This window comes from Pseudomonas sp. PKS (assembly GCF_051913525.1).
Taxonomy (GTDB): domain Bacteria; phylum Pseudomonadota; class Gammaproteobacteria; order Pseudomonadales; family Pseudomonadaceae; genus Aquipseudomonas; species Aquipseudomonas guariconensis_D.
The window spans coordinates 80915-103675 of the sequence record NZ_JBEGDO010000018.1; the positions used below are offsets into that span (position 1 = coordinate 80915).

Consider the following 22761-nt stretch of genomic DNA (forward strand, 5'->3'; position numbering starts at 1 on the left):
AAGCCGACGGTCGAGCATCGACTGCGATTGAGCAGAAACTCCGGAACGCGTCGCCCTCTTCGCGGGTAAACCCGCTCCACAGGACCATCCGTACCCTCCTGGGCTGTGCGGTTTCTGTGGGAGCGGGCACAGCGGCGATGAGCACAAAGCGGTCCCAAAGATGGCGGAACGAGACACATGACTCCCTGGCTGACAGTAGTGGGCATCGGCGAAGATGGTTTCAGCGGCCTGGGCAAGCAAGCCCGGCGTGCCCTGCTGAGCGCTTCGCGGATCTTCGGCAGTCCACGCCAATTAGCCCTGTTGCCACGCTGCGTGGTCGGCGAACGCCTGCACTGGCCAACCCCCTTCTCACTGGCGCCGGTCCTGGCTCTGCGCGGCGAACCCGTGTGTGTATTGGCCAGCGGCGACCCGATGTTCTACGGCGTGGGCGCAAGCCTCGCCCGCCAGGTGCCGGCCGAAGAGCTGCATGTCCTGTCGATGCCGTCCTCCTGCGCGCTGGCCGCCGCGCGCCTGGGTTGGCCGCTGCAGGAGGTGCAGGTGGTGTCGCTCGTCGCCCGCCCCCTGGCCGCGCTCAACGCGCATCTCTACAGCGGCATGCGCCTTTTGGTATTGAGCAATGATGGCCAAAGCCCAGCGGCCGTCGCCCAGCAACTGTGCGAGCGCGGCTTCGGCCCGAGCCGCCTGCATGTGCTGGAGCACCTGGGCGGCGCGGAGGAGCGCCATCTGCGCGGCACCGCCGAGGATTGGCCCCATGCGCGCACAGCCGACCTCAACGTGATGGCCATCGACTGCCAGGCCGCCATCGACACCCCACGACTGTCACCTGTCACCGGCCTGCCCGACAGCGCCTTTCGTCACGACGGCCAACTGACCAAGCGCGATGTGCGCGCCATCACCCTCGCACGCCTCGCGCCACAACCGGGCGAGCTGCTGTGGGATGTCGGTGCCGGCTGCGGCTCGATCGGCATCGAGTGGATGCGCGCCCATCCCAGCTGCCGCGCGCTGGCCATCGAAGCCGATGAAGGCCGCCAGGGCCATATCGAACACAACCGCGACGCCCTGGGCGTACCGGGCTTACAACTGGTCCGTGGCAAAGCGCCCCAGGCCCTGGCCGATCTCGAGCGGCCCGATGCGATCTTCATCGGCGGTGGCGTGACCCGCGACGGTGTGCTGCCCCTGTGCTGGGAGCGCCTGCGCCCCGGCGGGCGCCTGGTGGCCAACGCCGTGACCCTGCAAAGCGAGCTGGCACTGGCCAACTTCCGCGAAACCCATGGCGGCGAACTGACCCGCATCCACGTGGCCCATGCCCAGCCGTTGGGCAATTTCGATACCTGGCGCCAGGCCCTGCCGATCACCCTGCTCGACGTGGTGAAGCCCCTCGATGCGTGAAGAAACCCGCGAAAAAGCCGCGCCCCTGCGCAGCGGCCTCACCACCGGCAGCTGCGCCACCGCCACCAGCCTGGCGGCGGCTCGCCTGCTGCTCACCGGAGAATGCGACGATGCCGTGCGTATCACGCTGCCCAAGGGCAAGCAGGTGACCCTGCGCCTGGCGTTCTGCCGCCGCACCGCCAACGGCGCCGAGGCCGGCACGATCAAGGATGCCGGCGACGATCCGGACGTGACCCACGGCGCACTGCTCTACACCCAGGTGCGGCTGCTCGAGCAGCCGGGCGTGCGCTTCGTCGCCGGTCAGGGCGTCGGCACCGTCACCCGTCCCGGCCTGGTGCTGGCGGTGGGCGAGCCTGCCATCAACCCGGTGCCACGGCGGATGATCAGCGAACACCTGCAACAGCTGGCCGACGCCTGCGGCCATGGCGGTGGTTTCGAAGTGACCGTCAGCGTACGCGACGGCGAACAGCTCGCCCTCAAGACCATGAACCCACGGCTGGGCATCCTCGGCGGGTTATCGATTCTCGGCACCAGCGGCATCGTCCGGCCGTTCTCCTGCTCGGCCTACATCGCTTCGATCCAGCAAGGCATCGACGTCGCCCACACCAACGGCTATACCCACATCGCTGCCTGTACCGGCAATGCCAGCGAAGACACCATGCGCCAAGTCTATGGCCTGCCGGAAATCGCCCTGATCGAGATGGGCGACTTCGTCGGCGCGGTGCTCAAGCATTTGCGCAAGGTGCCGGTACCACGCCTGAGCTTGTGCGGCGGCTTCGGCAAGATCAGCAAGCTGGCGGCAGGGCACATGGACCTGCACAGCCGCAGCTCGAGCATCGACCTGCCGCAATTGGCGGCCTGGGCGGCGGACATCGGCGCCGACGCCACCTTGCAAGCGGCGATCATCGCGGCCAACACCAGTCAGCAGGCCCTGGCCTTGGCCCACGCGGCCGGCGTCCCGCTCGGCGATGCAGTGTGCGCCCACGCCCTGGCCTTTGCCCGCAGCGTGGTGCCCGCGCAGGTGCAGGTCGAGGTGTTCGCCATCGACCGCCAAGGCGGCATCGTCGGCAAGGCAGGCGTGCAATGAGCCCGCGCATCCTGCTGCTCGGCGGCGTCACCGAGGCCTTGGCCATCGCCCGCCAGCTGGGGCCTGAGCATATCTACAGCCTGGCCGGCATCGGCCGCGTCCCACAGGATCTGACGTGCCAGGTGCGCGTCGGCGGTTATGGCGGCGCCGACGGCCTGGCGGACTATCTGCGCGAGGCGCAGATCAGCCTGCTGATCGACGCCACCCACCCCTATGCCGCGCAGATCAGCCAGAACGCGGCCCGGGCCGCACGCTACGCGGGCATTCCCTGCTGGGCTCTGCGCCGCCCGGCCTGGCAGGCGCAGCCTGGCGATGACTGGCGCGAAGTCGTCGACTGGGCCGGACTGATCGACGCCCTGAGCCCCTTCGAACGCCCCCTGTTCACCCTGGGACGTGAACCCCTGCAGCACCTCGATGAGATCCCCGCGCACCAGTTCTGGACCCTGCGCGCCCTCGAAACCTGCCCCGGCAACGAGCGCTGCGAAGTGATCGGCGCCCGTGGACCGTTCAACCTGGTGGACGAACGCGCCCTGTTCGAACGGCGCCAGATCGATGTGCTGGTGAGCAAGAACAGCGGTAGCGCAGCCACCGAGCCCAAGCTGGAGGTGGCCAGGGAACGGGGTATACCCGTACTGGTACTCAAGCGCCCGGTGTTGCCGGCGGTGGATCGAGTGTTCGACCAGGTGGGTGAGCTGATGGCTGCGATTGGGCAGACACGTTCGGATGCCAGGCCCTAGTTGGCCCTTTGCCTGACTACTGCCGTAAACTCTCCCCCACCTCTGCTCGGAAGGCTCTACTCATATGGAAATGCAATGGTGGATCTGGCTCGTCTTCGGCGTTGCCTTGGTCCTGTTGGAACTGCTCCTGCCCACCTTCTTCATCCTCTGGTTCGGCATCGGCGCCGTGCTGGTATCGGCCATCGCCTTCCTGGCGCCTAGCCTGCAACTGGACATGCAGGTGCTGCTGTGGGTGCTGCTCTCGTCCATCACCACCGCTGTGTGGTTCAAGCTGTTTCGCCGCAAGCAGCCGGACGTACGCTGGACCGCGGACAGCGTGATCGGTGAAGTCGGCCTGCTGACGGCCAGCGTGTCGGAATTCCAGAAAGGCCGCGTGCGCTTCCAGAAGCCGATCCTCGGCAATGAAGAATGGACCTGCATCGCTGACAGCGAGATCCCATCCGGCGAGCGCGTACGCCTCACCGCCATCGAAGGCAACACCGCCCGCGTCGTTCGGGCCTGACCGGAATTAAAAGGAAGTTCCCAACATGACCAGTCTCATCGTCGTCGCCGCCCTCGCGCTGTTCGTTCTCGTCACCCTCTTCAAGGGGGTGCGCATCGTGCCCCAGGGCGAGGAATGGATCGTCGAGCGTCTTGGCCGCTACCACAGCACCCTCAAACCAGGCCTGAACATCGTCATCCCCTACATGGACGTGGTCGCCTATCGCCTGCCGACCAAGGACATCATCCTCGATGTGCAGCAGCAAGAAATCATCACCCGCGACAACGCGGTGATCGTCGCCAACGCCTTGTGCTTCGCCAAGGTGGTGGATCCGCAGAAAGCCGCCTACGGCGTGCAGAACTTCTCTTTCGCCGTCACCAGCCTGACCATGACCTCGCTGCGCGCGATCGTCGGCGCCATGGACCTGGACGAGGCACTGTCCAGCCGCGAGCAGATCAAGGCACGCCTGCGCGAGGCCATGTCCGAACAGACCGAGGACTGGGGTGTCACCGTGCGCTCCGTCGAGATCCAGGACATCAAGCCATCGGAGAACATGCAGAGTGCCATGGAGCGCCAGGCCGCTGCCGAACGTGAGCGCAAGGCCGACGTGACCCGCGCCGAAGGTGCCAAGCAGGCGGCGATCCTCGAGGCCGAAGCACGGCTGCAGGCCGCCAAACTGGACGCCGAGGCGCAGATCAACCTGGCCGAGGCCTCGGCCCGAGCCATTTCCTTGGTCAAGGACGCGGTGGGCAGCGAAACCACGCCGGCGATGTACCTGTTGGGCGAGCGCTACATCAGTGCCATGGAGAACCTGGCCGGCAGCGACAACGCCAAGGTCGTGGTGCTGCCGGCGGACCTGCAAGAGACCGTGCGCGGACTGCTGGGTCGTAGCAAGCCCTGACATCCTTCGCCGGCAAACCTACTCCCACAAGGTTAACAGCGCCCCTTGTGGGAGCGGGTTCCCCTGCGAAGAAGGCAACACTGCCTCCACGGGCCTGCCCCAACCCCCTGCGGCACTTCACCGCACCCCGGCACTTTTACCTATACTCGCCCTTACAATAGCCACCTGATTCCTGACCGGATCTCTCCCATGCCCCCACGTCGGCACATTGCCTGGATAGCCTGCCTTGCAGTGCTGTTCAACCTGCTGGCCATGCCGCTGTCTCGCGCCGCGCCCAAAGGTCCGGCCGAGCAGCTGCTGTGGGGGGCTTTCTGTTCGAGCATGGCGAACAAAGGCAAGGTCGATGTCCAGGCCCTGGCCAAGATCGACCTGGGGCCGCAAACCGACGACACCGCCAGCCTGATGAACTGCTGGTGCTGCTCGGGCGCCGCGCCAATGCTGGCACTGCCCGGCTACCCGCCGCAGTTGCACAACCCGCCATTGCTGCTCGGCAGCCATCTGGCGCCACCCGCCGCCTACACACCCACGCCGCGCCAGCTATGGCCGGCGCTCAATCCCCGAGCCTCTCCGATCGTCTGAGTTGACCACGCTGTCTGCCCGCACCTGAACAGATCGGAGACTCACCATGCTCAAGCAAGCCCTCGTCCTGGCCGCCCTGCTGCTGCCCGGCGCTTTTGCCAACGCCCACGAATACACCGTCGGCGACCTGCACATCGCCCATCCCTGGTCGTTGGAACTGCCGCCCAATGCCCCCAACGTCGCGGCCTACTTCGTTGTCCACAACAACGGCCAGCAGGACGACCGCCTGCTCTCGGTCGACAGCCCCATCACCGACGACGCCCAGTTGCATGAACACGCCAAGACCGCTGACGGCCTGATGAAAATGCAGCAGGTCTCCAGCGTGGCCGTCCCTGTCGGTCAAAACCTGACCTTCGCCCCCAGCGCCTATCACGTGATGTTGATGCAGCCCAAGGACCGCAGCCTGCTCATCGACGGCAAGCGCTTCCCGCTGACCCTGCACTTCGAGAAGGCCGGCGACATCACCGTCGAGGTGGCCGTGCAAAAGCAGCCGCCCGCCGCCCCGCAAGGCCAGGCCCATACGCACTGACCGCTGACAGACGCTCGCCATGAGCCTGCCGCGCGACCGGTTCACCCGCTTCACCCGCCCTGATCGCAGGCGCCTGGGTGGCGGCTGGCTGAGCCTGTTCGCCATGTGGATGATCTTCATCGGCCCACTGGTTTCCCAGTCGATGCCGATGGATCATCACGCCGGCATGAACATGTCCATGCCGATGGACATGCCCATGGCGGCCGGGCACGACCATGGTGCCGACCACCATGGCCACAACGATGGCCAGTTGCATGTGGTCTGGGAAAAATGCGGCTACTGCTCCCTGCTGTTCAACTGCCCGGCCCTGCCCCAAACCCTCAGCCCGCTCAGTGCCGGCGTCGTTCTTCCCCCCGCCCTCCTCCCCGCTCCGCCCCGCCAGGGCCACGCCCGGCAGGCCGTCTTCCCTGGCGCGCGCAGCCGCGCACCACCTGCCTCGATCAGCGCCTGAACACAACGCTATCGCACGAAGCCTGGAGGCTTCGCGCTCCCCCCCTGACTGATCGACTGGAATCACTATGTCCGGCTGTACCCCTGTTTTTGCTCTTTCCCTGCGGGGAACGATCGCCGTGCTCTGCGGCTCTCTGCTCGCGCCCCTGACCCTGGCCGCCGAAACCGGCCATGACGGCCATACGCACGAGCAGGCCGAGCTGAGCCCGACGGTCATCACCGCCATTGCCCCCAGCTCGCCGCTGACCGTGGTCACCAATCCCAAGGACCCACGCCAGCCGGTGCCGGCCAGCGATGGCGCCGACTATCTGAAGACCATTCCCGGCTTTTCGGCGATCCGTTCCGGCGGCACCAACGGCGACCCGGTACTGCGTGGGATGTTCGGCTCGCGCCTGAATATCCTCACCAACGGCGGCGTGATGCTCGGCGCCTGCCCCAACCGCATGGACGCGCCCACCTCGTACATCTCGCCGGAAACCTACGACCGCCTCACCGTGATCAAGGGCCCGCAAAGTGTCATCTGGGGCCCGGGCGGTTCCGCCGGCACCATCCTCTTCGAGCGTGACCCCGAGTCCTTCGGCGCACTCGGCAGCCGGGTCAATGCCAGCCTGCTGGGCGGCTCCAACGGCCGCTTCGACAAGGTGCTCGACGCCGCCGCCGGCAACAGCCGGGGCTATGCCCGCTTTGTCGGCAACCAGTCGCGCTCGGATGACTACGAGGACGGTCACGGCGATACCGTGCCGTCGCGCTGGGACAAATGGAACGGCGATGTGGCACTGGGCTGGACCCCGGACGCCGATACCCTGCTGGAGCTGACCGCAGGCAAGGGTGACGGCGAGTCCCGCTATGCCGGACGCGGCATGGACGGCTCGCAATTCAAGCGCGAGAGCCTGGGCCTGCGCTTCGAAAAATCCAACCTCGGCGAAGTGCTCGACAAGGTCGAGGCACAGGTCTACTACAACTACGCCGACCATGTGATGGACAACTACAGCCTACGCACCCCCTCCGGCAGCGGCATGATGGGCATGCCCATGGTCAGCAACGTCGACCGCCGCACCCTCGGCGCTCGCATCAAGGCCACCTGGCGCTGGGCCGATGTGCAACTGGTCAGTGGCCTCGATGCGCAGACCAACGAACACCGCAAACGCGGTGGCATGGGCATCGACGCGCACAAGGGCCAGCCGTGGACCAAGGACGCCGACTTCCACAACTATGGCGTATTCAGCGAGCTGACCTGGTACGCCACCGGAAACGACCGCCTGGTCACCGGCGCCCGCCTCGATCGCGCCTCGGCCCGTGATTTTCGCCAAGGCAGCCCCACCGAGGGCGATACCCGCGCCGATACCCTGCCCAGCGGCTTCGTGCGCTACGAGCACGACCTGGCGATGATTCCGGCAACCACGTATGTCGGCCTGGGCCATGCCCAGCGCTTCCCTGACTATTGGGAGCTGTTCTCGCCCAAGCGGGCGCCAGCCGGCGCGGCCAATGCCTTCGATGGCATCAAGCCGGAAAAAACCACCCAGGTGGATTTCGGCATCCAGTACCAGGACGAGCGTCTGGAAGCCTGGGCCTCCGGCTATGTCGGGCAGATCCGCGACTACATCCTGTTCGACTACCGAGGCATGAGCTCACAAGCCCAGAACATCGACGCCCGCATCATGGGCGGCGAGCTCGGCGCGGCCTACAGGCTGACCGAGAACTGGAAGGCAGACGCCACCTTGGCCTACGCCTGGGGCAAGAACAGCAGCGACGACAAAGCCCTGCCGCAGATGCCACCACTGGAAAGCCGTCTGGGGCTGACCTACAGCCGTGATCTGTGGAGCGTCGGGGCCTTGTGGCGCCTGGTCGCGGAGCAAAATCGCATCGCCGAGAAACAGGGCAACGTGGTCGGCAAGGACTACGAGAAAAGCGCAGGTTTTGGGGTGTTCTCGCTCAACGGCGCCTACAAGGTCAGCCGCAACCTCAAGCTCAGCGCAGGCGTCGACAACCTGTTCGACAAAACCTACGCCGAGCACTTGAACCTGGCCGGGAATGCCGGGTTCGGCTATCCGGCCACGACGCCACAGCCGGTGGACGAGCCAGGCAGGACCTTCTGGACCAAGGTCGACATCAGCTTCTAACAACAAACAGGGCGCGGCGGTCACCGCGCCCAAATCGGGTCATCTGGAGGTTTCCATGAGCGGACAACGCATCTCCTTCTACAACCTGGCGTGGCGCTGGCATTTCTATGCCGGGCTGTTCGTCGCGCCTTTCATGATCCTGCTGGCGATCACCGGGATCATCTACCTGTTCAAGCCACAGCTCGACCCCGTGCTGTACCGCGACCTGATGGTGGTCGAGGCCGGCCACCAGCGCCAGGACGCCGACACCCTCCTGGCCCAGGTGCGCCTGGCTTATCCACAGGGCCACGTGGGCCAGTACCTGCCGCCGGTCAATGCCGAGCGTAGCGCCCAGTTCGTGGTGCACGATGGTGGGCGCGAACTGAACGTGTTCATCGATCCATACAGCGCCAAGGTGTTGGGCGAGCAGGACGCCAAGGACAACCTGCAAGCCGTGGCCCGGGCCCTGCACGGTGAGTTGATGATCGGCACCGTGGGCGATCGACTGGTGGAACTGGCCGCCGGCTGGGGCGTCGTGCTGGTGGTATCCGGCCTGTACCTGTGGTGGCCACGCGGGCGCAGCAGCGCGGGCGTGCTGTGGCCGCGCCTGTCAGCCCGTGGCCGGGTGTTCTGGCGCGACCTGCACGCGGTCAGCGGCTTCTGGGGCTCGCTGCTGTTGTTGTTGATGCTGCTCAGCGGCATGACCTGGACAGGCCTGTGGGGCAAGCAGTACGCCGATCTGTGGAACCGCTTCCCGGCGGCCATGTGGAACGATGTGCCCAAATCCGATCAACAGGCCGGCGCGCTGAACACCGCCCACCGCCAGACCGTGCCCTGGGCGCTGGAGAACACACCGATGCCAGTCTCCAGCGCCCATGCCGAACATAGCGCCCACCACAACCTGTCCAACGCACCGGCGGCGCCGCAGGTGAGCCTGCAGCAGGTCGAGGACCTGGCCACCACGCGCCAGGTCGAGCCCGGCTACAGCATCACCCTGCCGAGCTCGGCAAGCGGTGTGTTCACCGTCGCAGTGTTCGCTGATGACCCGCGCAACGACGCCACCTTGCATGTGGACCAGTATACCGGCCAGGTACTGGCCGACGTGCGCTGGCAGGACTACAGCCCGGTTGCCCGTGCTACCGAGCTGGGCGTGATGCTGCATGAAGGCAAGATGTTCGGGCCGCTGAACCAGGCGATCATCCTGGTGGTGTGCCTGATGATCCTGCTGGGTGCGGTGAGCGGGCTGGTGATGTGGTGGAAGCGCCGGCCAGCAGGCGGGCTGGGTGTTCCGCCACTGCGCCATGACTTGCCCCGCTGGAAAACCGCCACGGTGGTCATGCTGGTGCTGGGCGTGGCCTTCCCGCTGGTGGGCGCCTCGATGGTGATGATGTGGGTGGTCGACAGCCTGGTGGTGCGCCGACGGATCCTGGCCGGGGCTTGAAGACTGCGTTGTCTGTGCCGCCTCTTTCGCGGGTAAATCCGCTCCCACAGATTTCAGTGATCCTCTGGGGGCACGGGTTTACCCGCGAAAAGGAGCGGCACAGGCACCCCACTGCTACACAAAAATCGAGGCGATCTGCCACGCCCCTGGACTGGAATGCGCGTGTTAGCCTACTTGGCTTTGCACAAGAAGACTGATCCACAACGGAATGCAGCCCATGACCCGGACCTCATCACCCCCCGCAGACGATTCGCATCTGCAACGCAACCTGACCAACCGCCACATCCAGTTGATCGCCATCGGTGGCGCCATCGGCACGGGCCTGTTCATGGGCTCGGGCAAGACCATCAGCTTAGCGGGGCCGTCGATCATCTTCGTTTACATGATCATCGGCTTCATGCTGTTCTTCGTCATGCGCGCCATGGGCGAATTGCTGCTGTCGAACCTCAACTACAAGTCGTTCATCGACTTCTCCGCCGACCTGCTCGGCCCGTGGGCGGGCTACTTCACCGGCTGGACCTACTGGTTCTGCTGGGTGATCACCGGCATCGCCGATGTGATCGCCATCGCCGCCTACTCGCAGTTCTGGTTCCCCGACCTACCCCAGTGGATACCCGCGTTGATCTGCGTCGCCGTACTGCTGTCGCTGAACTTGATTACGGTGAAGATGTTCGGCGAGGTCGAATTCTGGTTCGCCATGATCAAGATCGTCGCCATTGTCGGCCTGGTCGCCACCGGCCTGTACATGGTCGTCACCGGCTTCGAATCGCCGGCCGGGCGTACCGCGCAACTGGCCAACCTGTGGAACGACGGCGGGATGTTCCCCCATGGCCTGATGGGCTTCTTCGCCGGCTTCCAGATCGCCGTGTTCGCCTTCGTCGGCATCGAACTGGTGGGCACCACCGCCGCCGAGGCGAAGAACCCCGAGCGCACCCTGCCGCGGGCGATCAACTCGATCCCGGTGCGTATCATCGTGTTCTACGTGCTGGCGCTGATCGCGATCATGGCCGTCACCCCGTGGCGAGACGTGGTGCCGGGCAAAAGCCCCTTCGTCGAACTGTTCGTCCTGGCTGGCCTGCCTGCAGCGGCGAGCATCATCAATTTCGTGGTGCTCACCTCGGCCGCCTCCTCGGCCAACAGCGGCGTGTTCTCCACCAGCCGCATGCTCTATGGGTTGTCCCAGGAAGGCGATGCGCCCAAGGCATTCGAGAAGCTGTCGCGGCGCGCCGTGCCGGCCAACGGCCTGTACTTTTCCTGTACCTGCCTGCTGCTGGGCGCTGCGCTGATCTACGTGATCCCTGACCTGGTCGAGGCGTTCACCCTGGTCACCACGGTCTCGGCATTGCTGTTCATGTTCGTCTGGACGCTGATCCTGCTGTCGTACCTGAACTACCGCAAGCACCGCCCCGCGTTGCACCAGGCCTCGAAGTACAAGATGCCCGGCGGGCGACTGATGTGCTATGTATGCCTGACGTTCTTTGCCTTCATCCTGGTGCTGTTGAGCCTGGAGGACGACACCCGCAAGGCGCTGATCTTCACGCCGCTGTGGTTCGTCATCCTCACCGCCACCTACCAGCTGGTGCGCAGCAAACGACACCCGCGCACCGCCGTGCGAGACACCCAGGACAGCTGAGCTGCCCTGGCCCAAGTACCGATCCTTGCGAGCCGCTGTCATGACCGCTGAAATCCGCGATGCCCTGCCCAATGACATACCTGGCGTCCTCGAGATCTACAACGACGCCGTGCGCAATACCACGGCAATCTGGAACGAGACGCCGGTCGACCTGGCCAACCGCCAAGCGTGGTTCGAGGCACGTGCGCAGCAGGGCTATCCGATCCTGGTGGCGGTGGATGACAGCGGCGTGCTGGGGTATGCCTCGTTCGGCGACTGGCGCCCCTTCGAAGGCTTTCGCCACACGGTCGAGCACTCGGTCTATATCCGGGGCGACCAGCGCGGCAAAGGCCTGGGGCCGCTGTTGATGAGCGCGCTGATCGAACGGGCGCGGGCATGCGGAAAACATGTGATGGTCGCCGCCATCGAGAGCGGCAATGCGGCGTCGGTTCGCCTGCACGAGCGGCTAGGGTTCGTGGTGACCGGGCAGATGCCACAGGTCGGGGTGAAGTTCGGCCGCTGGCTGGACCTGACGTTCATGCAGTTGATGCTCAACCCAGGCGCCGAGCCAAGCACCTGACCGGTGCTGTCGATGCCGGCCCATTTGCAGGTAAACCCGATCCCACAGGGTTTGCGCGGAGCGGGTTTACCCGCGAATGACCTACCCCGCATTCAAAGGTGTATGAACCTGCCCAACCGCTGACGCAGCATGCTGTTCTCACTGCGCAACTGTTGCACCTCATCGAGCAACTCCAGCGCCAGGGCCACGCCTTCCCATTCCAGTTCCAGGTCCCGGTGCAGCTTCACGGCCCGCCTGGCCAGCAGCGGCGCCTGATCATCGAACAACCAATCCTCCGGCGTTCGCCCCGAAGGTTCAACGATGCCGTGCTCGACGATTTCGATCACGCAGTCGGCCGTGATGTCGGCTTCCTGGCAGAGGGTTCGCATGTCCAGTTGAACGATCAGGGTGCTGCTCATGATCAACTACTCCATTGTGTCCTCGGGTTGAACGCAGCTTTCTCGGAAAGCTTGGTCCAGAGTTCGCGCGTGGCCGCATCCGACTGGCTGGGCATGACGACCTTGAGCTGGGCGTAGAGGTCGCCGCGCTCACCTTGCTTGTTGGAAAGCCCCATGCCCTTGACCCGCAGGCGCTGGCCACTCTGGCTGTCGGGGCGGATGGTCAGGTTGATCTTGCCGGTCAGGGTCGGCACCGCCACCTTGGCGCCCAATGCCGCCTCCCAGGGGGCCAGGGGCACGGTGATGATCAGGTCATGGCCTTCGACATCGAACAGCGGGTGCGGTGCCATGCGGATGGTCAGGAACAGGTCGCCATTGGCGCCGCCCCCGACACCGGGCGCGCCCTGCCCCTTGAGGCGGATGCGCTCGCCGTCCGTCACCCCGGCCGGGATCTTGACGTTGAGGGTCTTGGTGGTGAACCCGGTGCGCTGCCCCATGGCGTTGGTCTGCGGCACCTGGAAGCTGATCTGCTTGGATTCCTTGTTCAGGGTTTCTTCGAGGAAGATCGCCAGTTCCAGCTCCACGTCCTGCCCTCGCCTGCCCGCGCTGCGCTGCTGCTGACCACGGCCAAAGGGATTGCCGCCCCGGCCGCCGAAGATCGAGCTGAAGAAATCGGAGAAGTCCCCACCCTCGAAACCACCACCGCCACCGCCACGGCTTTCCCAGCCTGGAGGCGCCTGGAACGGACGGCCATGCTGGCCGCCGTACTTGCGGATCTCGTCGTACTCGGCGCGTTTCTGGGCGTCGCCCAGCACCTCGTAGGCCTCGTTGGCCTCCTTGAATTTGTCCTCGGCGTCGCGCTCTTTGCTGACATCGGGGTGATACTTGCGGGCGAGCTTGCGATAGGCGGCCTTGATCGCCTTTTCATCCGCCGTGGGCTCGACGCCGAGTATCTTGTAATAGTCTTTGAAGTCCATCTAAGGGATCACCGTTGGGAATTTTTACGATGTTTCTGAAGATTGGGGTCAAGCATAGCCTTTCAAGGTTCGCCTGGGGTTGTTCCAGAGCAGACGACCGGTCTTGATTTAGTCGGCCACTGGCATAAACTGCGCGGCCGTTTTGCCTCCGGAAGCTCCTCCCCATGTCTGACGTATCCCCGGCCCGTGCCTGTGGCATCGACTTCGGCACCTCCAACTCCACGGTCGGCTGGCACCGCCCCGGCGTGGAATCGCTGATCGCCCTGGAAGACGGCAAGATCACCCTGCCTTCGGTGGTGTTCTTCAATATCGAGGAGCGTCGCCCAGTCTACGGTCGCCTGGCCCTGCACGAGTACCTGGAAGGCTACGAAGGCCGCCTGATGCGCTCGCTCAAGAGCCTGCTCGGCTCCAAGCTGATCAAGCATGACACCAGCGTGCTGGGCAGCGCCCTGCCATTCAAGGACCTGCTGGGCATGTTCATCGGCGAGCTGAAAAAGCGTGCCGAAGCCAATGCCGGACGTAGCTTCGACGAGGTGGTGCTGGGCCGTCCGGTGTTCTTCGTCGATGAAGATCCGGCCGCCGACCAGGAGGCGGAGGACACCTTGGCCGAGGTGGCGCGCAAGATCGGCTTCAAGGAGGTGTCGTTCCAGTACGAGCCGATTGCCGCGGCGTTCGACTACGAGTCGGGCATCAGCCGCGAAGAACTTGTGCTGATCGTCGACATCGGCGGCGGTACTTCGGACTTCACCCTGATCCGCCTGTCGCCGGAGCGCCACCTGGTGGCCGAGCGCCAGAGCGACATCCTCGCCACCGGCGGTGTACACATCGGCGGGACCGATTTCGACAAGCAGTTGAGCCTGCAGGGCGTGATGCCGCTGTTCGGCTATGGCAGCCGGATGAAAAGCCAGGCGCTGATGCCCACCAGCTATCACCTGAACCTGGCCACCTGGCACACCATCAACGCGCTGTACTCGCAAAAATCCCAGCTGGCCTTGGGCAGCATGCGCTACGACATCGAAGACACCCTGGGTATCGACCGCTTGTTCAAGCTGATCGAAGAGCGCGCCGGTCACTGGCTGGCGATGGAAGTGGAAGCCAGCAAGATCGAGCTGACCCACCAGGACAGTCGCCGCCTCGACCTGAGCCGCATCGAGCCGGAGCTGGCCGTGGAGTTGACCCGCCCGCTGTTCGAGGACGCCATCGAAGGCCTGCTCACGCGCGTGCGTGGTAGCGTCACCGAACTGCTGAACAAGGCCGGCGTGAGCGAGGGCCAGGTAGACACGGTGTTCTTCACCGGCGGCTCCAGCGGCATTCCGGCGCTGCGCAACAGCGTGGCGGCCATGTTGCCCAACGCGCGGCATGTGGAAGGCAACATCTTCGGCAGTATCGGCAGCGGATTGGCAATCGAAGCGCGCAAGCGCTACGGCGCCGCCTAAAAGCTGCTAGCTAAAAGCTGCAAGCTACAAGAAGTGGGTATCTCCACCGACTCGCTTTTACTTGAAGCTTGCAGCTCGCAGCTTCAAACCAGCTCAGCCCGCTTGAGCTCGCTTTTCAGATACGCGTAGTAGATCGGCCCCGCCACGACGCCCGGTAGCCCGAACGCCGCCTCGAACACCAGCATCGCCAGCAGCAGCTCCCACGACTTGGCACTGATCTGCCCGCCCACGATCCGCGCGTTGAGGAAGTACTCGACCTTGTGGATGACGATCAGATAGCCCAACGCCGCCACCGCCACCCAGATCGACAACGAAAGCCCCACGATGGTGATCAGGGTGTTGGACATCAGGTTGCCGATTACCGGCAGCAACCCCAGCAGGAAGGTCAGCACGATCAAGGTCTTGGTCAACGGCAGGTGCACCCCGAACAGCGGCATCACCACGGCCAGGAAGACACCGGTGAACGCGGTGTTGAGCAGGGAAATCTTGATCTGCGCGAAGACGATGTTGCGAAACGCCTGCACCAGCAGGCTCAGGCGCTCGAACAGCGCCGCGGCCAGGGGTTTGCGTCGTGAGATGTCAGGGATGCGCTGCAAGGCCACGATGGCGCCGAGGATCATGCCGATCAGCAAGGTGACGAACATGTGCGCCATGCCCTTGCCCACCAGTTGCAGCTCGCCCAGGTGGCTCTTGAGCCAGTCGCCGATGGCCACTTTGAATTCGGCGGCGCTGGCCGGCAGGTACCCTTCGATGAACGGGGGCAACTGGCTGCGGGCGCGCTCCACCAGAGCCATGAATTTATCCAGCGAGGCGCCAGGGTTCTCCGCCTCGTGCAGCAGGAAACTGAAGGCCCCGGCGATCAGCAGCGTCAGCGTGCTGACCACCAGGGTGCCAAGCAGCGCCACGGCCAGCCAACGCGCGCGTTGCCCAGCGATCACCGGCTGCAGGCGCGGCGTGAGCATGTTGACCAACTCGAACACCAGCAAGCCTGCCAGCAAGCTGGGCAACAATTTCAGGGGCAGCACCAGCAGCAGGCCGGCAAACACGATGATCCAGCTGGCCAGGGTGATCTGGCGGGGGGTGAAGGTCATACAGCCTCAACGGCGGACAACAGGAAAGAGCCGCAGTCTGCCAGCCTTCGCCAGACAAACATAGGCGCAGGTCATTTCTTCTTCAGGCAATCGCTCATGAAGGCTTTGCGCTCGTCTCCCTTGAGCGCCTTGGCGCTGGCATCGGCGTTGCAGGTTTTCATCTTTTCCTGCTGGGTAGCGGGCTTGGCTTTGAGGCAGGTACTCATGAAGGCCTTGCGCTCGTCGCCCTTGAGGGCCTTCTCCGAGGCTTGGGCATTGCAGGTGGTCATTTTCTCCTGTTGTGCGGTGGCTGCGAAGCTCTGGGCACTGATCAACACACCCAACACCAGCAATGGCACGTGCAGCATTTTCATGAAGCGATCTCCTTGTCTCCACGCTGCATGCGTGGTCGTCGAGCACAGTGTAGCCAAGATTTTTCGTCCCCCGATCAGGCCGTGCGCGCCCGCCGGCGATATTGCTCGGGCGTGCAGCGGGCCTGACGCTGGAACATGGCGATGAACGCCGAGGCGGTGCTATAGCCCAGGTCGAAGGCGATGGACTGGATCGACAGACCCGCCTCCAGTGCCTCGATGGCGCGCAGAAAGCGCAGGCGCAGGCGCCATTCGCCGAAACTGATCCCCAACTCACGCAGGAACTGGCGCGCCAAGGTGCGCTCGCTCACATGCACCAGCGCGGCCCACTCGGCCAACGGACGATTGTCGCCAGGCTCGGCGTGCAAGGCCTCGAGCACCTGGCGCAGGCCCTCGCTGCGGGCGAACGGCAGGTAGCAAGCCTGCGTCGGCGCGAGGTGGAGCTGATCCAACAGCACCTGGACCAAGCGCTGGTCGCGTTCGTCCTGGGCCACCTTGAGATCGCGTTGGGCGAAGTCGCCGAGGATGGCCTTGAGGATGTCGCTGATCACCAGGGTGCAGGCCTGCTGGGGCAGGTCCTGGCACAGCTCGCTGGCCAGGTATACCGAGCGATAGACGATGGCCTGGGGGTTATAGCAGCCATGCTCGGTCCCTGGAGGCACCCACACGGCGTAATGGGGCGGCGAGACGAAGCGCTGGCCATCGACGTCCAGGTGCATGACGCCATGGGCCGCGTAGTTGAGCTGGCCCCAGGGATGACGATGCGGGGCGCTGTGGGTGTCGGCGCCGAATTCGTCGTAGCGAAAGTACACCGGAGCCGGGAGTCGCTCGAAGGTCGGGATGTCGAGGTATTTGCGGGCCATGTTGGCTGCTTCGAAGGGTGGGTTGTCTGGATACGAGTATAGGCCTGTTAACAGACAAAGGATAATGAGTGCCAGCTTGGGGCTGGCCTGCACTTCGTGGGTGAGCCCGCGCCTACAGGAATAACGCCGGACCTGTGGGAGCGGGTTTACCCGCGAAGGGCGGCAAGGCAGTCCCGAATTCTTGCAACACCCTCAGAGACTCACAGCTCCATGAATTACGCATTTCCCCTGCTGGCCATCCTCATCTGGGCCGGCAATACCGTCGTCACCAAACTTTCGGCCGGGGCGATCTTCCCTGCCGAGATCGGTTTCTACCGCTGGTTGCTGGCGGGCCTGCTGTTCACACCATTGCTGCTGCCCCAGGTCTTGCGCAACCGCGCCGCGATCGCCCCGCATATGGGCAAGATCTTCGTCCTTGGTGTACTGGGCATGGCCATGTACCAGAGCCTGGCCTACTTCGCCGCCGGCATCACCAGCGCCACTAACATGGGCATCATCCTCTCGCTGATGCCGCTGATGTCCCTGGCCCTGGCCATCGCCTGGCTCGGCCAACGCCTGACCTTCGGTGCGCTGTTCGGTGCGCTGGTGTCGTTCATCGGCGTGCTGGAAGTGGTCTCGGCCGGCCAACCCAGTGCCTTGCTGCACCAAGGCCTCAACAGCGGCGACCTGTTGATGCTGGTGGCCACCTTCGCCTACGCGCTGTACAGCTTCCTGCTGAAGAAATGGCAACTGCGCCTGCCCGCGATGCAATTGCTGTACTTGCAGGTGGTGGTGGCGATCCTCGTGCTGCTGCCGTTGTTTTTGCTGTCGCCAAAAACCGGGTTGAATGCCCAGAACATCGGCCTGGTGCTATACGCCTGCGTGCTCGCCTCCATGGTGGCGCCACGGGTCTGGATGCAGGCCGTGCATCGCCTGGGGCCCAGCCGCACCACGCTGTTCTTCAACCTGTTGCCAGTGGTGACGGCAGTGATCGCCGCCGTGGTGCTGGACGAGCACCTGGCCAGCTATCACCTGTATGGCGGCCTGCTGACATTGGCGGGCGTGCTGTTGGCCGAACGCTGGACCACACCTCTGCGCCGGGTAGCTACAGCCCTGCAGCCTTGAGCCGCGCGGCGTGTTCGGTGAACAGGCGCACCGGGTCGGCGCCCTTGCCCACCGCGCCAAGGGATTGATTGACGATATCCAGATGATCGAGCGGGTAGTCATCGCCGATCACCTGGCCAAGATGCGAGCTGTAACGCCCGACCATGCCGTCGCACTGGCCTTTCTCGCGCTCGAAGGTGCGGGCGAACAAGCGGCAGAAGCGGTTGCTGCCATCGAAGCGATTGCGCCCCTGATCGGTACGCCCCGGCTGCAAGGTGCCGGACCAAGAGTAGTAGCGCACGCCATTGACCTCGGCATCGCCCTGCCCACCCCAGGTGGCAGGCAGGCCCTGTGGATAAGCCTGGTTGAAGCGGGCCACCCCGGCGGTGGTGAAGGACTGGTGCGAGGCATGCACATCGATCGGCAGCGGGTCACGGCGCCAACCCGTTTCCAGCCAGACCAGCAGCACCGCCGTGCCATGCAGCACCGCTTTGAGTATCCGCCCCTGGGGTGAGTCTCCCGGGGCCTTGCGCTCCAGGTAGTCGGCCAGTTCCGAGCCTTGGTTGGGCCCTGCCACCGAGGTCACCGAAGCGACCCGGTCCGGCCGTTTCGCCGCGGCGTACCGGGCGCTAAGGGCTCCCTGGCTGTGGCCGATCAGGTTGACGCGCGCAGCCCCGGTGCGCCTGCAGATGTCCTCGATGATTTCCAGCAATTGCTCGCCGCGCAGCTCATTGGAATGCAGCGGCGAGACCTGCACCGCAAAGACCTGCGCCCCGCCCCGGCGCAAGGCCGGGACGATGCCGAACCAGTAGGGATAGAGCAGCACCCGCACGAAGCCGAGCATGCCGGGCACCAGCACCAACGGGTAACGCGTGGCGAGCACCTGACTCATTCCCAGCCCTCTCTGCCTGGATCGTGGGCCAACACTACAAGGCCGTGCCGGCGCGATGCAATCGAACTCCTGTCGCGCCCTGCGGTTCCAACCAGAACACCCCTGAGCAAGGAGCCGGACCATGTACAGAAAGACCCTCGCCATCCTGTTGGCAAGCGCGGCCCTGGCCGCCTGTGGCAGCCATCCGGAAAACCCGGTGGATTACGTGACCTACCGCGACGAGCCGCTGGTCAAGCAAGTGGAAAACGGCATGACCATGCAGAAGGTCATCGCCATCGGCGGCAGCCCGTCGAACGCTACCGACCTGCCCCATGGTGGAACCTGCAACGACTACATCCTCAACCGCGACGGCCACCAGCAGCCCTACTACGTGCGCTTCGACGCCACCGGCCATGTCGACGCCAAGGGCTTCAAGACCTGCAAGCAACGAGAAGAGGACCGCGAGGCCGTGCCCGGCGCGTGAGCCCTCCCTGACGCACCGTGAATACCCTGATCCTTTCGGAGATGAACATGAACGCTATTGAACTGACCGATGTCCGGACCCTGCGCGAGCGTGCCCGACAGCATGTCGAGCAAGGCGCCGTGACCGAGGGTTACAGCGCCGACCGGGACAAGATCCTTACGCTCCTCAACGAGGCGCTGGCCACGGAGCTGGTCTGCGCCTTGCGCTACAAGCGCCATTACTTCATGGCCAGCGGGATCAAGGCCAGCGTCGCTGCCGACGAGTTCCTCGAACATGCCACCCAGGAGGCCGAGCACGCCGACAGGCTGGCCGAGCGGATCGTCCAGTTGGGCGGCGAGCCGGACTTCAATCCCGACAACCTGAGCAAGCGCTCCCACGCCCAGTACGTGGCCGGCAGCACACTCAAGGAGATGGTGCTGGAAGACTTGGTGGCCGAGCGCATCGCCATCGACAGCTACCGCGAAATCATCCAGTACATCGGCGAAAAGGACCCGACCACTCGGCGTATCTTCGAGGACATCCTGGCCCAGGAAGAAGAACATGCCGATGACATGGCGGACCTCTTGAAAGGGTTGTAAGCCTGTTTGGGGCTGCGCTGCAGCCCTTCGCGGGTACAGCGGTATTGTCGAGCGCACCGGAGAACTGTGTGGGAGCGGGTTTACCCGCGAAGAGGCCGGCGCAAGCAACCCAAGACAGTTGCTCCCACAAGGTTCTGCCGGCCCCACCGTATCACCGCTCCTCCTGCTGGGAGCGTCTCACTTTTTCTTGCCCTTCACCGCACTCGGCGCCTTGCCTGCCTTCATTTGCTCGAGCAGCGGTGTGCACTGGTTGGGCACATCATCCCCCGGCGCGATCAGCGCCAGCAGCCCTGCCGCAGGCCCCATGGCCACGCCCAAGGCGACCATGCCTGCCCCGCGAAGCGCCAGCGGCACCGCCTGCACGCCGGCGCGGGGCTTGGCGAACGGCCCTCGCACGTAAAGCGGCGATCGCAGGGAGAACAGACGCAGGCCTTTGGACTCTGGCGTGACCTTCAGGTCCAGTTGCTCCGTGGCAAAATTCGCCGTCCCATTGATGTAGATGATCGCGTTTTCGGTGTCGAAGACGAACAGGCGCGTGCTCGCCAACCCGTCCTTGATGCCCACGTTGGCTGCCGCGCAGTTGATCTTCACCTCCTCGTCGCCGAACAGCTTGCCGATTACATAGTTGCCCACGTTGAGCCCGGCGATTTCCATCAGGCTGCGGCTGATGGCGCCGTCGTTGATCAACAGGCTCAGATCACCATTGGAAGTGCCCAGCAAGGCCGCCACCGAATTGCCTCGTCCGCTGAGGTCGGCATCGCCATTGAGTTCGCCGAAACTGGTCTGCATGGGCGCAAAGCTTGGGAACAACTGCTTGAGCTTGAAGCCCCGGGCGCTCAGGCGCGCCCGCCCCTGCATCGGCACACTGCGGCCATCGAGGCGAATGTTCGCGTTCAAGTTGCCGCCCGCCACGCCAAAACGCAGGGGCTCCAGGCGCAACAGGCCGTCTTCTAGCAATAGGTGGGCAGAGAGGTCCTTGAAGGGCAATTGTTGGCTGTGCACGATGCGTTTGCCGCTGAAGGTGACGTCGGCATCCATCGCGCGCCAGCGCTCGGTACGGAATTCCTCAACCGGCAGCACCTTGCCGGTCGGCTGCTTGCTGGCGCCACCCCGGGCCTTCTGCTCGGCGTTGGAGTCGGCGCCGATCAGCGGCGCCAAGTCCTTGAACAGCAACTGCTCGGACACCAGGTTGCCGGAGAGCTTGGGCCGTGGCTGGCTGGCGACGAACGTCAGGTCGCCATGGATATCGCTGTCGCCGATCTTGCCGTTGAAGCCTTCATAGCGAAACCGCGCCCCCTGGGCATCGTGCAGGTTGGCGGTGAGGTGACCGTCGGTGGCGTAGGCCGGAGTGTCTGGCAGGGTGACACCGGTGAGGGGGTAGAGGTTACCCAGGCTGCTGCCGGACAAGCGCAGGCGCAGATCGAGCGCCCCCAGGTTGCGCGGGTCGGTCAGGGTGCCGGCGAGCGCCACCCGGGTGTCGCCGATCCGCGCGTCGGCCTGCAGCGGAAACGGCTGGCTGGCGTCCTGCAAGGCCAGCAGACCGCCGATCTTGCCGGTGCCGGAGACCGGCTGGCCTTTGTAGGTGCCTTGGGCCTTGAGGCCGAAGGCGTAATCCTGGGCAGCGCCGGTCTTCTCGGCACGGGCCTGGCCGACGATCTCGCTGAAGGGGATCGGCTTGCCCAGCGGGTCGATCTGGACCTTCATGCGGGTTTTCAGCGTCTGGTCATCGAAACTGACATTGCCCTGGTCGAAGCCGATGGCGCCAATGTCCAACACCCAGGGCGAGGGCTCGGCGGTTTCATCCTTGGGCCCCAGATCGAAAGTCCAGTTGGCCCGCCCATCGGCCAGACGCGTCAGGCTGGCAGTGGGCTTGGCGAGGTCGATGCGCGGGATGACGATCTGCTGGAACAGCAACGGCACTGGCGACAGCCGAAACGTCACGCGCTCGAGCCCCACCATGCGCGGTGATTCGAGCCAGTCGGGGTTGCCGAGGGTCAGGTCCTGGGCAACGAAATGCGGCCAGGGCACCCAGGCGCGCCAACCGCCCTCAGAGGGTTCACGGTGCCATTGCACGGCCAGGTTGCCGTTGATCGCGAAAGGGCGGTGCAGGGCTTCGGAGACCTTCTCGTTGAGCAGCGGCTTCACGCGGTTCCAGTCGAACGTGGCGATCACCACCACCAATATCGCCAGCAGGGTCAACAGGCTGGTGAGGATCCAGGTAAGGATGCGCAAGGGACGCGTCATTGCGTAATTCTCCTGACTGCATGGCACAAAACGGGCACCGCGATGGCACTCATTATGTCGGACTGACGAAAGCACGCCGGGTTTAATCGATCACGATGATAAACCGGCCCGACCGGTCGGTGCGCGGGCCTCCTCCACCGGTGACACTCCAGCCACACCCCCTGAAACCCCTGCGCCAGAGCCACTAAAGCGGTGTATCAATGGCATCGATTGTTACCATTACCCGGATGAACTTTTCTCTGGCGTTACCGAGCGTAGCATTGGCCTCGTACCCACTTTTCCCAGCCCCCTAGAGGAGCAACGAGATCATGAAACGCCATCTGCTGCTGAGCCTGACCCTGACAGCCCTTGCCGCCAACGCCTTCGCCTTGCCGGCTGCCGAACAACACCTTACGGCTGAATCCCGTTCCAGCGCTGCGACCGTCAGCCAGCCCCTGAATACCCTGGCAGAAGGCGGCTCTGATCGTCTGATCGAGCGTAACAACCGCGTCGCCGAAGGTGGTTCCGATCGACTGATCGAGC

23 protein-coding genes and 1 pseudogene are annotated in these 22761 nt (G+C 64.6%); 17 read left to right on the top strand and 7 right to left on the bottom strand.

The features are described 5' to 3' along the window. Positions 1-177 precede the first annotated feature (177 nt). From cbiE to ABOA88_RS17865, 12 genes are all read left to right on the top strand, one after another. Positions 178-1389, top strand: a complete 1212-nt coding sequence (gene cbiE / locus ABOA88_RS17810; RefSeq protein ID WP_367851914.1) for a precorrin-6y C5,15-methyltransferase (decarboxylating) subunit CbiE — start codon at positions 178-180, stop codon at positions 1387-1389. After that, positions 1382-2476, top strand: a complete 1095-nt coding sequence (locus ABOA88_RS17815) for a cobalt-precorrin-5B (C(1))-methyltransferase (protein WP_367851913.1) — start codon at positions 1382-1384, stop codon at positions 2474-2476. Before cbiE ends, ABOA88_RS17815 begins: the two co-directional genes overlap by 8 nt. Further along, entirely contained in the window at positions 2473-3213 is a 741-nt protein-coding gene (locus tag ABOA88_RS17820) for a cobalt-precorrin-6A reductase (protein ID WP_196169209.1), read from the top strand. Before ABOA88_RS17815 ends, ABOA88_RS17820 begins: the two co-directional genes overlap by 4 nt. Positions 3214-3277: 64 nt before the next feature. Further along, complete coding sequence (locus ABOA88_RS17825) at positions 3278-3715, top strand: NfeD family protein (RefSeq protein WP_196169210.1); 438 nt, start codon at positions 3278-3280, stop codon at positions 3713-3715. Between the two features lie 25 nt (positions 3716-3740). Beyond that, entirely contained in the window at positions 3741-4595 is an 855-nt protein-coding gene (locus ABOA88_RS17830) for an SPFH domain-containing protein (protein WP_196169211.1), read from the top strand. Positions 4596-4784: 189 nt separating this feature from the next. Beyond that, a complete protein-coding gene (locus ABOA88_RS17835) occupies positions 4785-5174 on the top strand; it encodes a DUF2946 domain-containing protein (protein WP_196169212.1) in 390 nt (129 codons plus the stop codon). Between the two features lie 46 nt (positions 5175-5220). Continuing rightward, positions 5221-5703 carry a copper chaperone PCu(A)C gene (locus ABOA88_RS17840; protein ID WP_196169213.1) on the top strand — a complete coding sequence of 161 codons (483 nt, stop codon included), beginning with the start codon at positions 5221-5223 and terminating at the stop codon, positions 5701-5703. Positions 5704-5722: 19 nt separating this feature from the next. Then, on the top strand, positions 5723-6154 hold the full coding sequence (locus tag ABOA88_RS17845; protein WP_196169214.1) for a DUF2946 domain-containing protein: 432 nt from the start codon (positions 5723-5725) through the stop codon (positions 6152-6154). Between the two features lie 67 nt (positions 6155-6221). Beyond that, positions 6222-8273 (top strand): TonB-dependent copper receptor, encoded by a 2052-nt coding sequence (locus tag ABOA88_RS17850; protein WP_367851912.1) that lies wholly within the window; start codon positions 6222-6224, stop codon positions 8271-8273. 55 nt (positions 8274-8328) lie between these two features. After that, positions 8329-9693 carry a PepSY-associated TM helix domain-containing protein gene (locus tag ABOA88_RS17855; RefSeq protein ID WP_367851911.1) on the top strand — a complete coding sequence of 455 codons (1365 nt, stop codon included), beginning with the start codon at positions 8329-8331 and terminating at the stop codon, positions 9691-9693. Between the two features lie 217 nt (positions 9694-9910). Further along, positions 9911-11326, top strand: a complete 1416-nt coding sequence (gene cycA / locus ABOA88_RS17860; protein ID WP_196169217.1) for a D-serine/D-alanine/glycine transporter — start codon at positions 9911-9913, stop codon at positions 11324-11326. Between the two features lie 40 nt (positions 11327-11366). After that, positions 11367-11885: a GNAT family N-acetyltransferase gene (locus ABOA88_RS17865; RefSeq protein ID WP_367851910.1), complete on the top strand. Its 519-nt coding sequence runs from the start codon at positions 11367-11369 to the stop codon at positions 11883-11885. Positions 11886-11977: 92 nt separating this feature from the next. On the opposite strand, the gene ABOA88_RS17870 is transcribed toward ABOA88_RS17865, so the two are convergent. Together ABOA88_RS17870 and cbpA are read right to left on the bottom strand one after the other, a co-directional pair. Continuing rightward, entirely contained in the window at positions 11978-12283 is a 306-nt protein-coding gene (locus tag ABOA88_RS17870; RefSeq protein ID WP_043207952.1) for a chaperone modulator CbpM, read from the bottom strand. 2 nt (positions 12284-12285) lie between these two features. Beyond that, positions 12286-13239: a curved DNA-binding protein gene (gene cbpA, locus ABOA88_RS17875; RefSeq protein ID WP_367851909.1), complete on the bottom strand. Its 954-nt coding sequence runs from the start codon at positions 13237-13239 to the stop codon at positions 12286-12288. 164 nt (positions 13240-13403) lie between these two features. On the opposite strand from cbpA, the gene ABOA88_RS17880 reads away from it, so the two are divergent. Then, positions 13404-14675 carry an Hsp70 family protein gene (locus ABOA88_RS17880; protein ID WP_196169220.1) on the top strand — a complete coding sequence of 424 codons (1272 nt, stop codon included), beginning with the start codon at positions 13404-13406 and terminating at the stop codon, positions 14673-14675. Between the two features lie 83 nt (positions 14676-14758). Here ABOA88_RS17880 and ABOA88_RS17885 read toward each other — a convergent pair whose 3' ends face one another. From ABOA88_RS17885 to ABOA88_RS17895, 3 genes are all read right to left on the bottom strand, one after another. Further along, positions 14759-15766: an AI-2E family transporter gene (locus tag ABOA88_RS17885; protein WP_043207960.1), complete on the bottom strand. Its 1008-nt coding sequence runs from the start codon at positions 15764-15766 to the stop codon at positions 14759-14761. Positions 15767-15837: 71 nt separating this feature from the next. Then, positions 15838-16119, bottom strand: a complete 282-nt coding sequence (locus ABOA88_RS17890; RefSeq protein WP_043207962.1) for a PsiF family protein — start codon at positions 16117-16119, stop codon at positions 15838-15840. A gap of 74 nt (positions 16120-16193) precedes the next feature. After that, positions 16194-16979, bottom strand: coding sequence for an AraC family transcriptional regulator (locus ABOA88_RS17895; RefSeq protein ID WP_367851908.1), 786 nt, complete (start codon positions 16977-16979; stop codon positions 16194-16196). 210 nt (positions 16980-17189) lie between these two features. Between ABOA88_RS17895 and ABOA88_RS17900 the strand changes: the two genes are divergently transcribed. Next, complete coding sequence (locus ABOA88_RS17900; protein WP_196162590.1) at positions 17190-18083, top strand: DMT family transporter; 894 nt, start codon at positions 17190-17192, stop codon at positions 18081-18083. Here the strand turns inward: ABOA88_RS17900 and ABOA88_RS17905 are convergent. Then, the gene (locus tag ABOA88_RS17905; RefSeq protein WP_196169223.1) at positions 18064-18954 is read right to left on the bottom strand and encodes an esterase/lipase family protein; all 891 of its coding nucleotides are present in this window, start codon (positions 18952-18954) and stop codon (positions 18064-18066) included. The genes ABOA88_RS17900 and ABOA88_RS17905 overlap by 20 nt on opposite strands. Before the next feature lie 121 nt (positions 18955-19075). On the opposite strand from ABOA88_RS17905, the gene osmE reads away from it, so the two are divergent. Both osmE and ABOA88_RS17915 read left to right on the top strand, forming a co-directional pair. After that, positions 19076-19417, top strand: a complete 342-nt coding sequence (osmE, locus tag ABOA88_RS17910) for an osmotically-inducible lipoprotein OsmE (protein ID WP_367851907.1) — start codon at positions 19076-19078, stop codon at positions 19415-19417. Positions 19418-19464: 47 nt separating this feature from the next. Continuing rightward, complete coding sequence (locus ABOA88_RS17915) at positions 19465-19995, top strand: ferritin-like domain-containing protein (protein WP_367851906.1); 531 nt, start codon at positions 19465-19467, stop codon at positions 19993-19995. Positions 19996-20172: 177 nt separating this feature from the next. On the opposite strand, the gene ABOA88_RS17920 is transcribed toward ABOA88_RS17915, so the two are convergent. Then, a complete protein-coding gene (locus ABOA88_RS17920; RefSeq protein ID WP_367851905.1) occupies positions 20173-22239 on the bottom strand; it encodes an AsmA family protein in 2067 nt (688 codons plus the stop codon). Positions 22240-22547: 308 nt separating this feature from the next. Between ABOA88_RS17920 and ABOA88_RS17925 the strand changes: the two are divergent. Then, positions 22548-22761: pseudogene (locus ABOA88_RS17925) on the top strand (phage infection protein); the annotation flags it as partial.

Bases quoted from the DNA above. Each gene is read 5' to 3' on its own strand.
- ABOA88_RS17840 (WP_196169213.1), top strand. From the start codon at position 5,221: ATGCTCAAGCAAGCCCTCGTCCTGGCCGCCCTGCTGCTGCCCGGCGCT.
- ABOA88_RS17890 (WP_043207962.1), bottom strand. From the start codon at position 16,119: ATGAAAATGCTGCACGTGCCATTGCTGGTGTTGGGTGTGTTGATCAGT.
- ABOA88_RS17880 (WP_196169220.1), top strand. From the start codon at position 13,404: ATGTCTGACGTATCCCCGGCCCGTGCCTGTGGCATCGACTTCGGCACC.
- cycA (WP_196169217.1), top strand. From the start codon at position 9,911: ATGACCCGGACCTCATCACCCCCCGCAGACGATTCGCATCTGCAACGC.
- osmE (WP_367851907.1), top strand. From the start codon at position 19,076: ATGTACAGAAAGACCCTCGCCATCCTGTTGGCAAGCGCGGCCCTGGCC.
- ABOA88_RS17855 (WP_367851911.1), top strand. From the start codon at position 8,329: ATGAGCGGACAACGCATCTCCTTCTACAACCTGGCGTGGCGCTGGCAT.
- ABOA88_RS17845 (WP_196169214.1), top strand. From the start codon at position 5,723: ATGAGCCTGCCGCGCGACCGGTTCACCCGCTTCACCCGCCCTGATCGC.
- ABOA88_RS17885 (WP_043207960.1), bottom strand. From the start codon at position 15,766: ATGACCTTCACCCCCCGCCAGATCACCCTGGCCAGCTGGATCATCGTG.
- ABOA88_RS17830 (WP_196169211.1), top strand. From the start codon at position 3,741: ATGACCAGTCTCATCGTCGTCGCCGCCCTCGCGCTGTTCGTTCTCGTC.
- ABOA88_RS17835 (WP_196169212.1), top strand. From the start codon at position 4,785: ATGCCCCCACGTCGGCACATTGCCTGGATAGCCTGCCTTGCAGTGCTG.
- ABOA88_RS17895 (WP_367851908.1), bottom strand. From the start codon at position 16,979: ATGGCCCGCAAATACCTCGACATCCCGACCTTCGAGCGACTCCCGGCT.
- ABOA88_RS17915 (WP_367851906.1), top strand. From the start codon at position 19,465: ATGAACGCTATTGAACTGACCGATGTCCGGACCCTGCGCGAGCGTGCC.
- ABOA88_RS17825 (WP_196169210.1), top strand. From the start codon at position 3,278: ATGGAAATGCAATGGTGGATCTGGCTCGTCTTCGGCGTTGCCTTGGTC.
- ABOA88_RS17820 (WP_196169209.1), top strand. From the start codon at position 2,473: ATGAGCCCGCGCATCCTGCTGCTCGGCGGCGTCACCGAGGCCTTGGCC.
- ABOA88_RS17920 (WP_367851905.1), bottom strand. From the start codon at position 22,239: ATGACGCGTCCCTTGCGCATCCTTACCTGGATCCTCACCAGCCTGTTG.
- ABOA88_RS17865 (WP_367851910.1), top strand. From the start codon at position 11,367: ATGACCGCTGAAATCCGCGATGCCCTGCCCAATGACATACCTGGCGTC.
- ABOA88_RS17905 (WP_196169223.1), bottom strand. From the start codon at position 18,954: ATGAGTCAGGTGCTCGCCACGCGTTACCCGTTGGTGCTGGTGCCCGGC.
- ABOA88_RS17850 (WP_367851912.1), top strand. From the start codon at position 6,222: ATGTCCGGCTGTACCCCTGTTTTTGCTCTTTCCCTGCGGGGAACGATC.
- ABOA88_RS17815 (WP_367851913.1), top strand. From the start codon at position 1,382: ATGCGTGAAGAAACCCGCGAAAAAGCCGCGCCCCTGCGCAGCGGCCTC.
- cbiE (WP_367851914.1), top strand. From the start codon at position 178: ATGACTCCCTGGCTGACAGTAGTGGGCATCGGCGAAGATGGTTTCAGC.
- cbpA (WP_367851909.1), bottom strand. From the start codon at position 13,239: ATGGACTTCAAAGACTATTACAAGATACTCGGCGTCGAGCCCACGGCG.
- ABOA88_RS17900 (WP_196162590.1), top strand. From the start codon at position 17,190: ATGAATTACGCATTTCCCCTGCTGGCCATCCTCATCTGGGCCGGCAAT.
- ABOA88_RS17870 (WP_043207952.1), bottom strand. From the start codon at position 12,283: ATGAGCAGCACCCTGATCGTTCAACTGGACATGCGAACCCTCTGCCAG.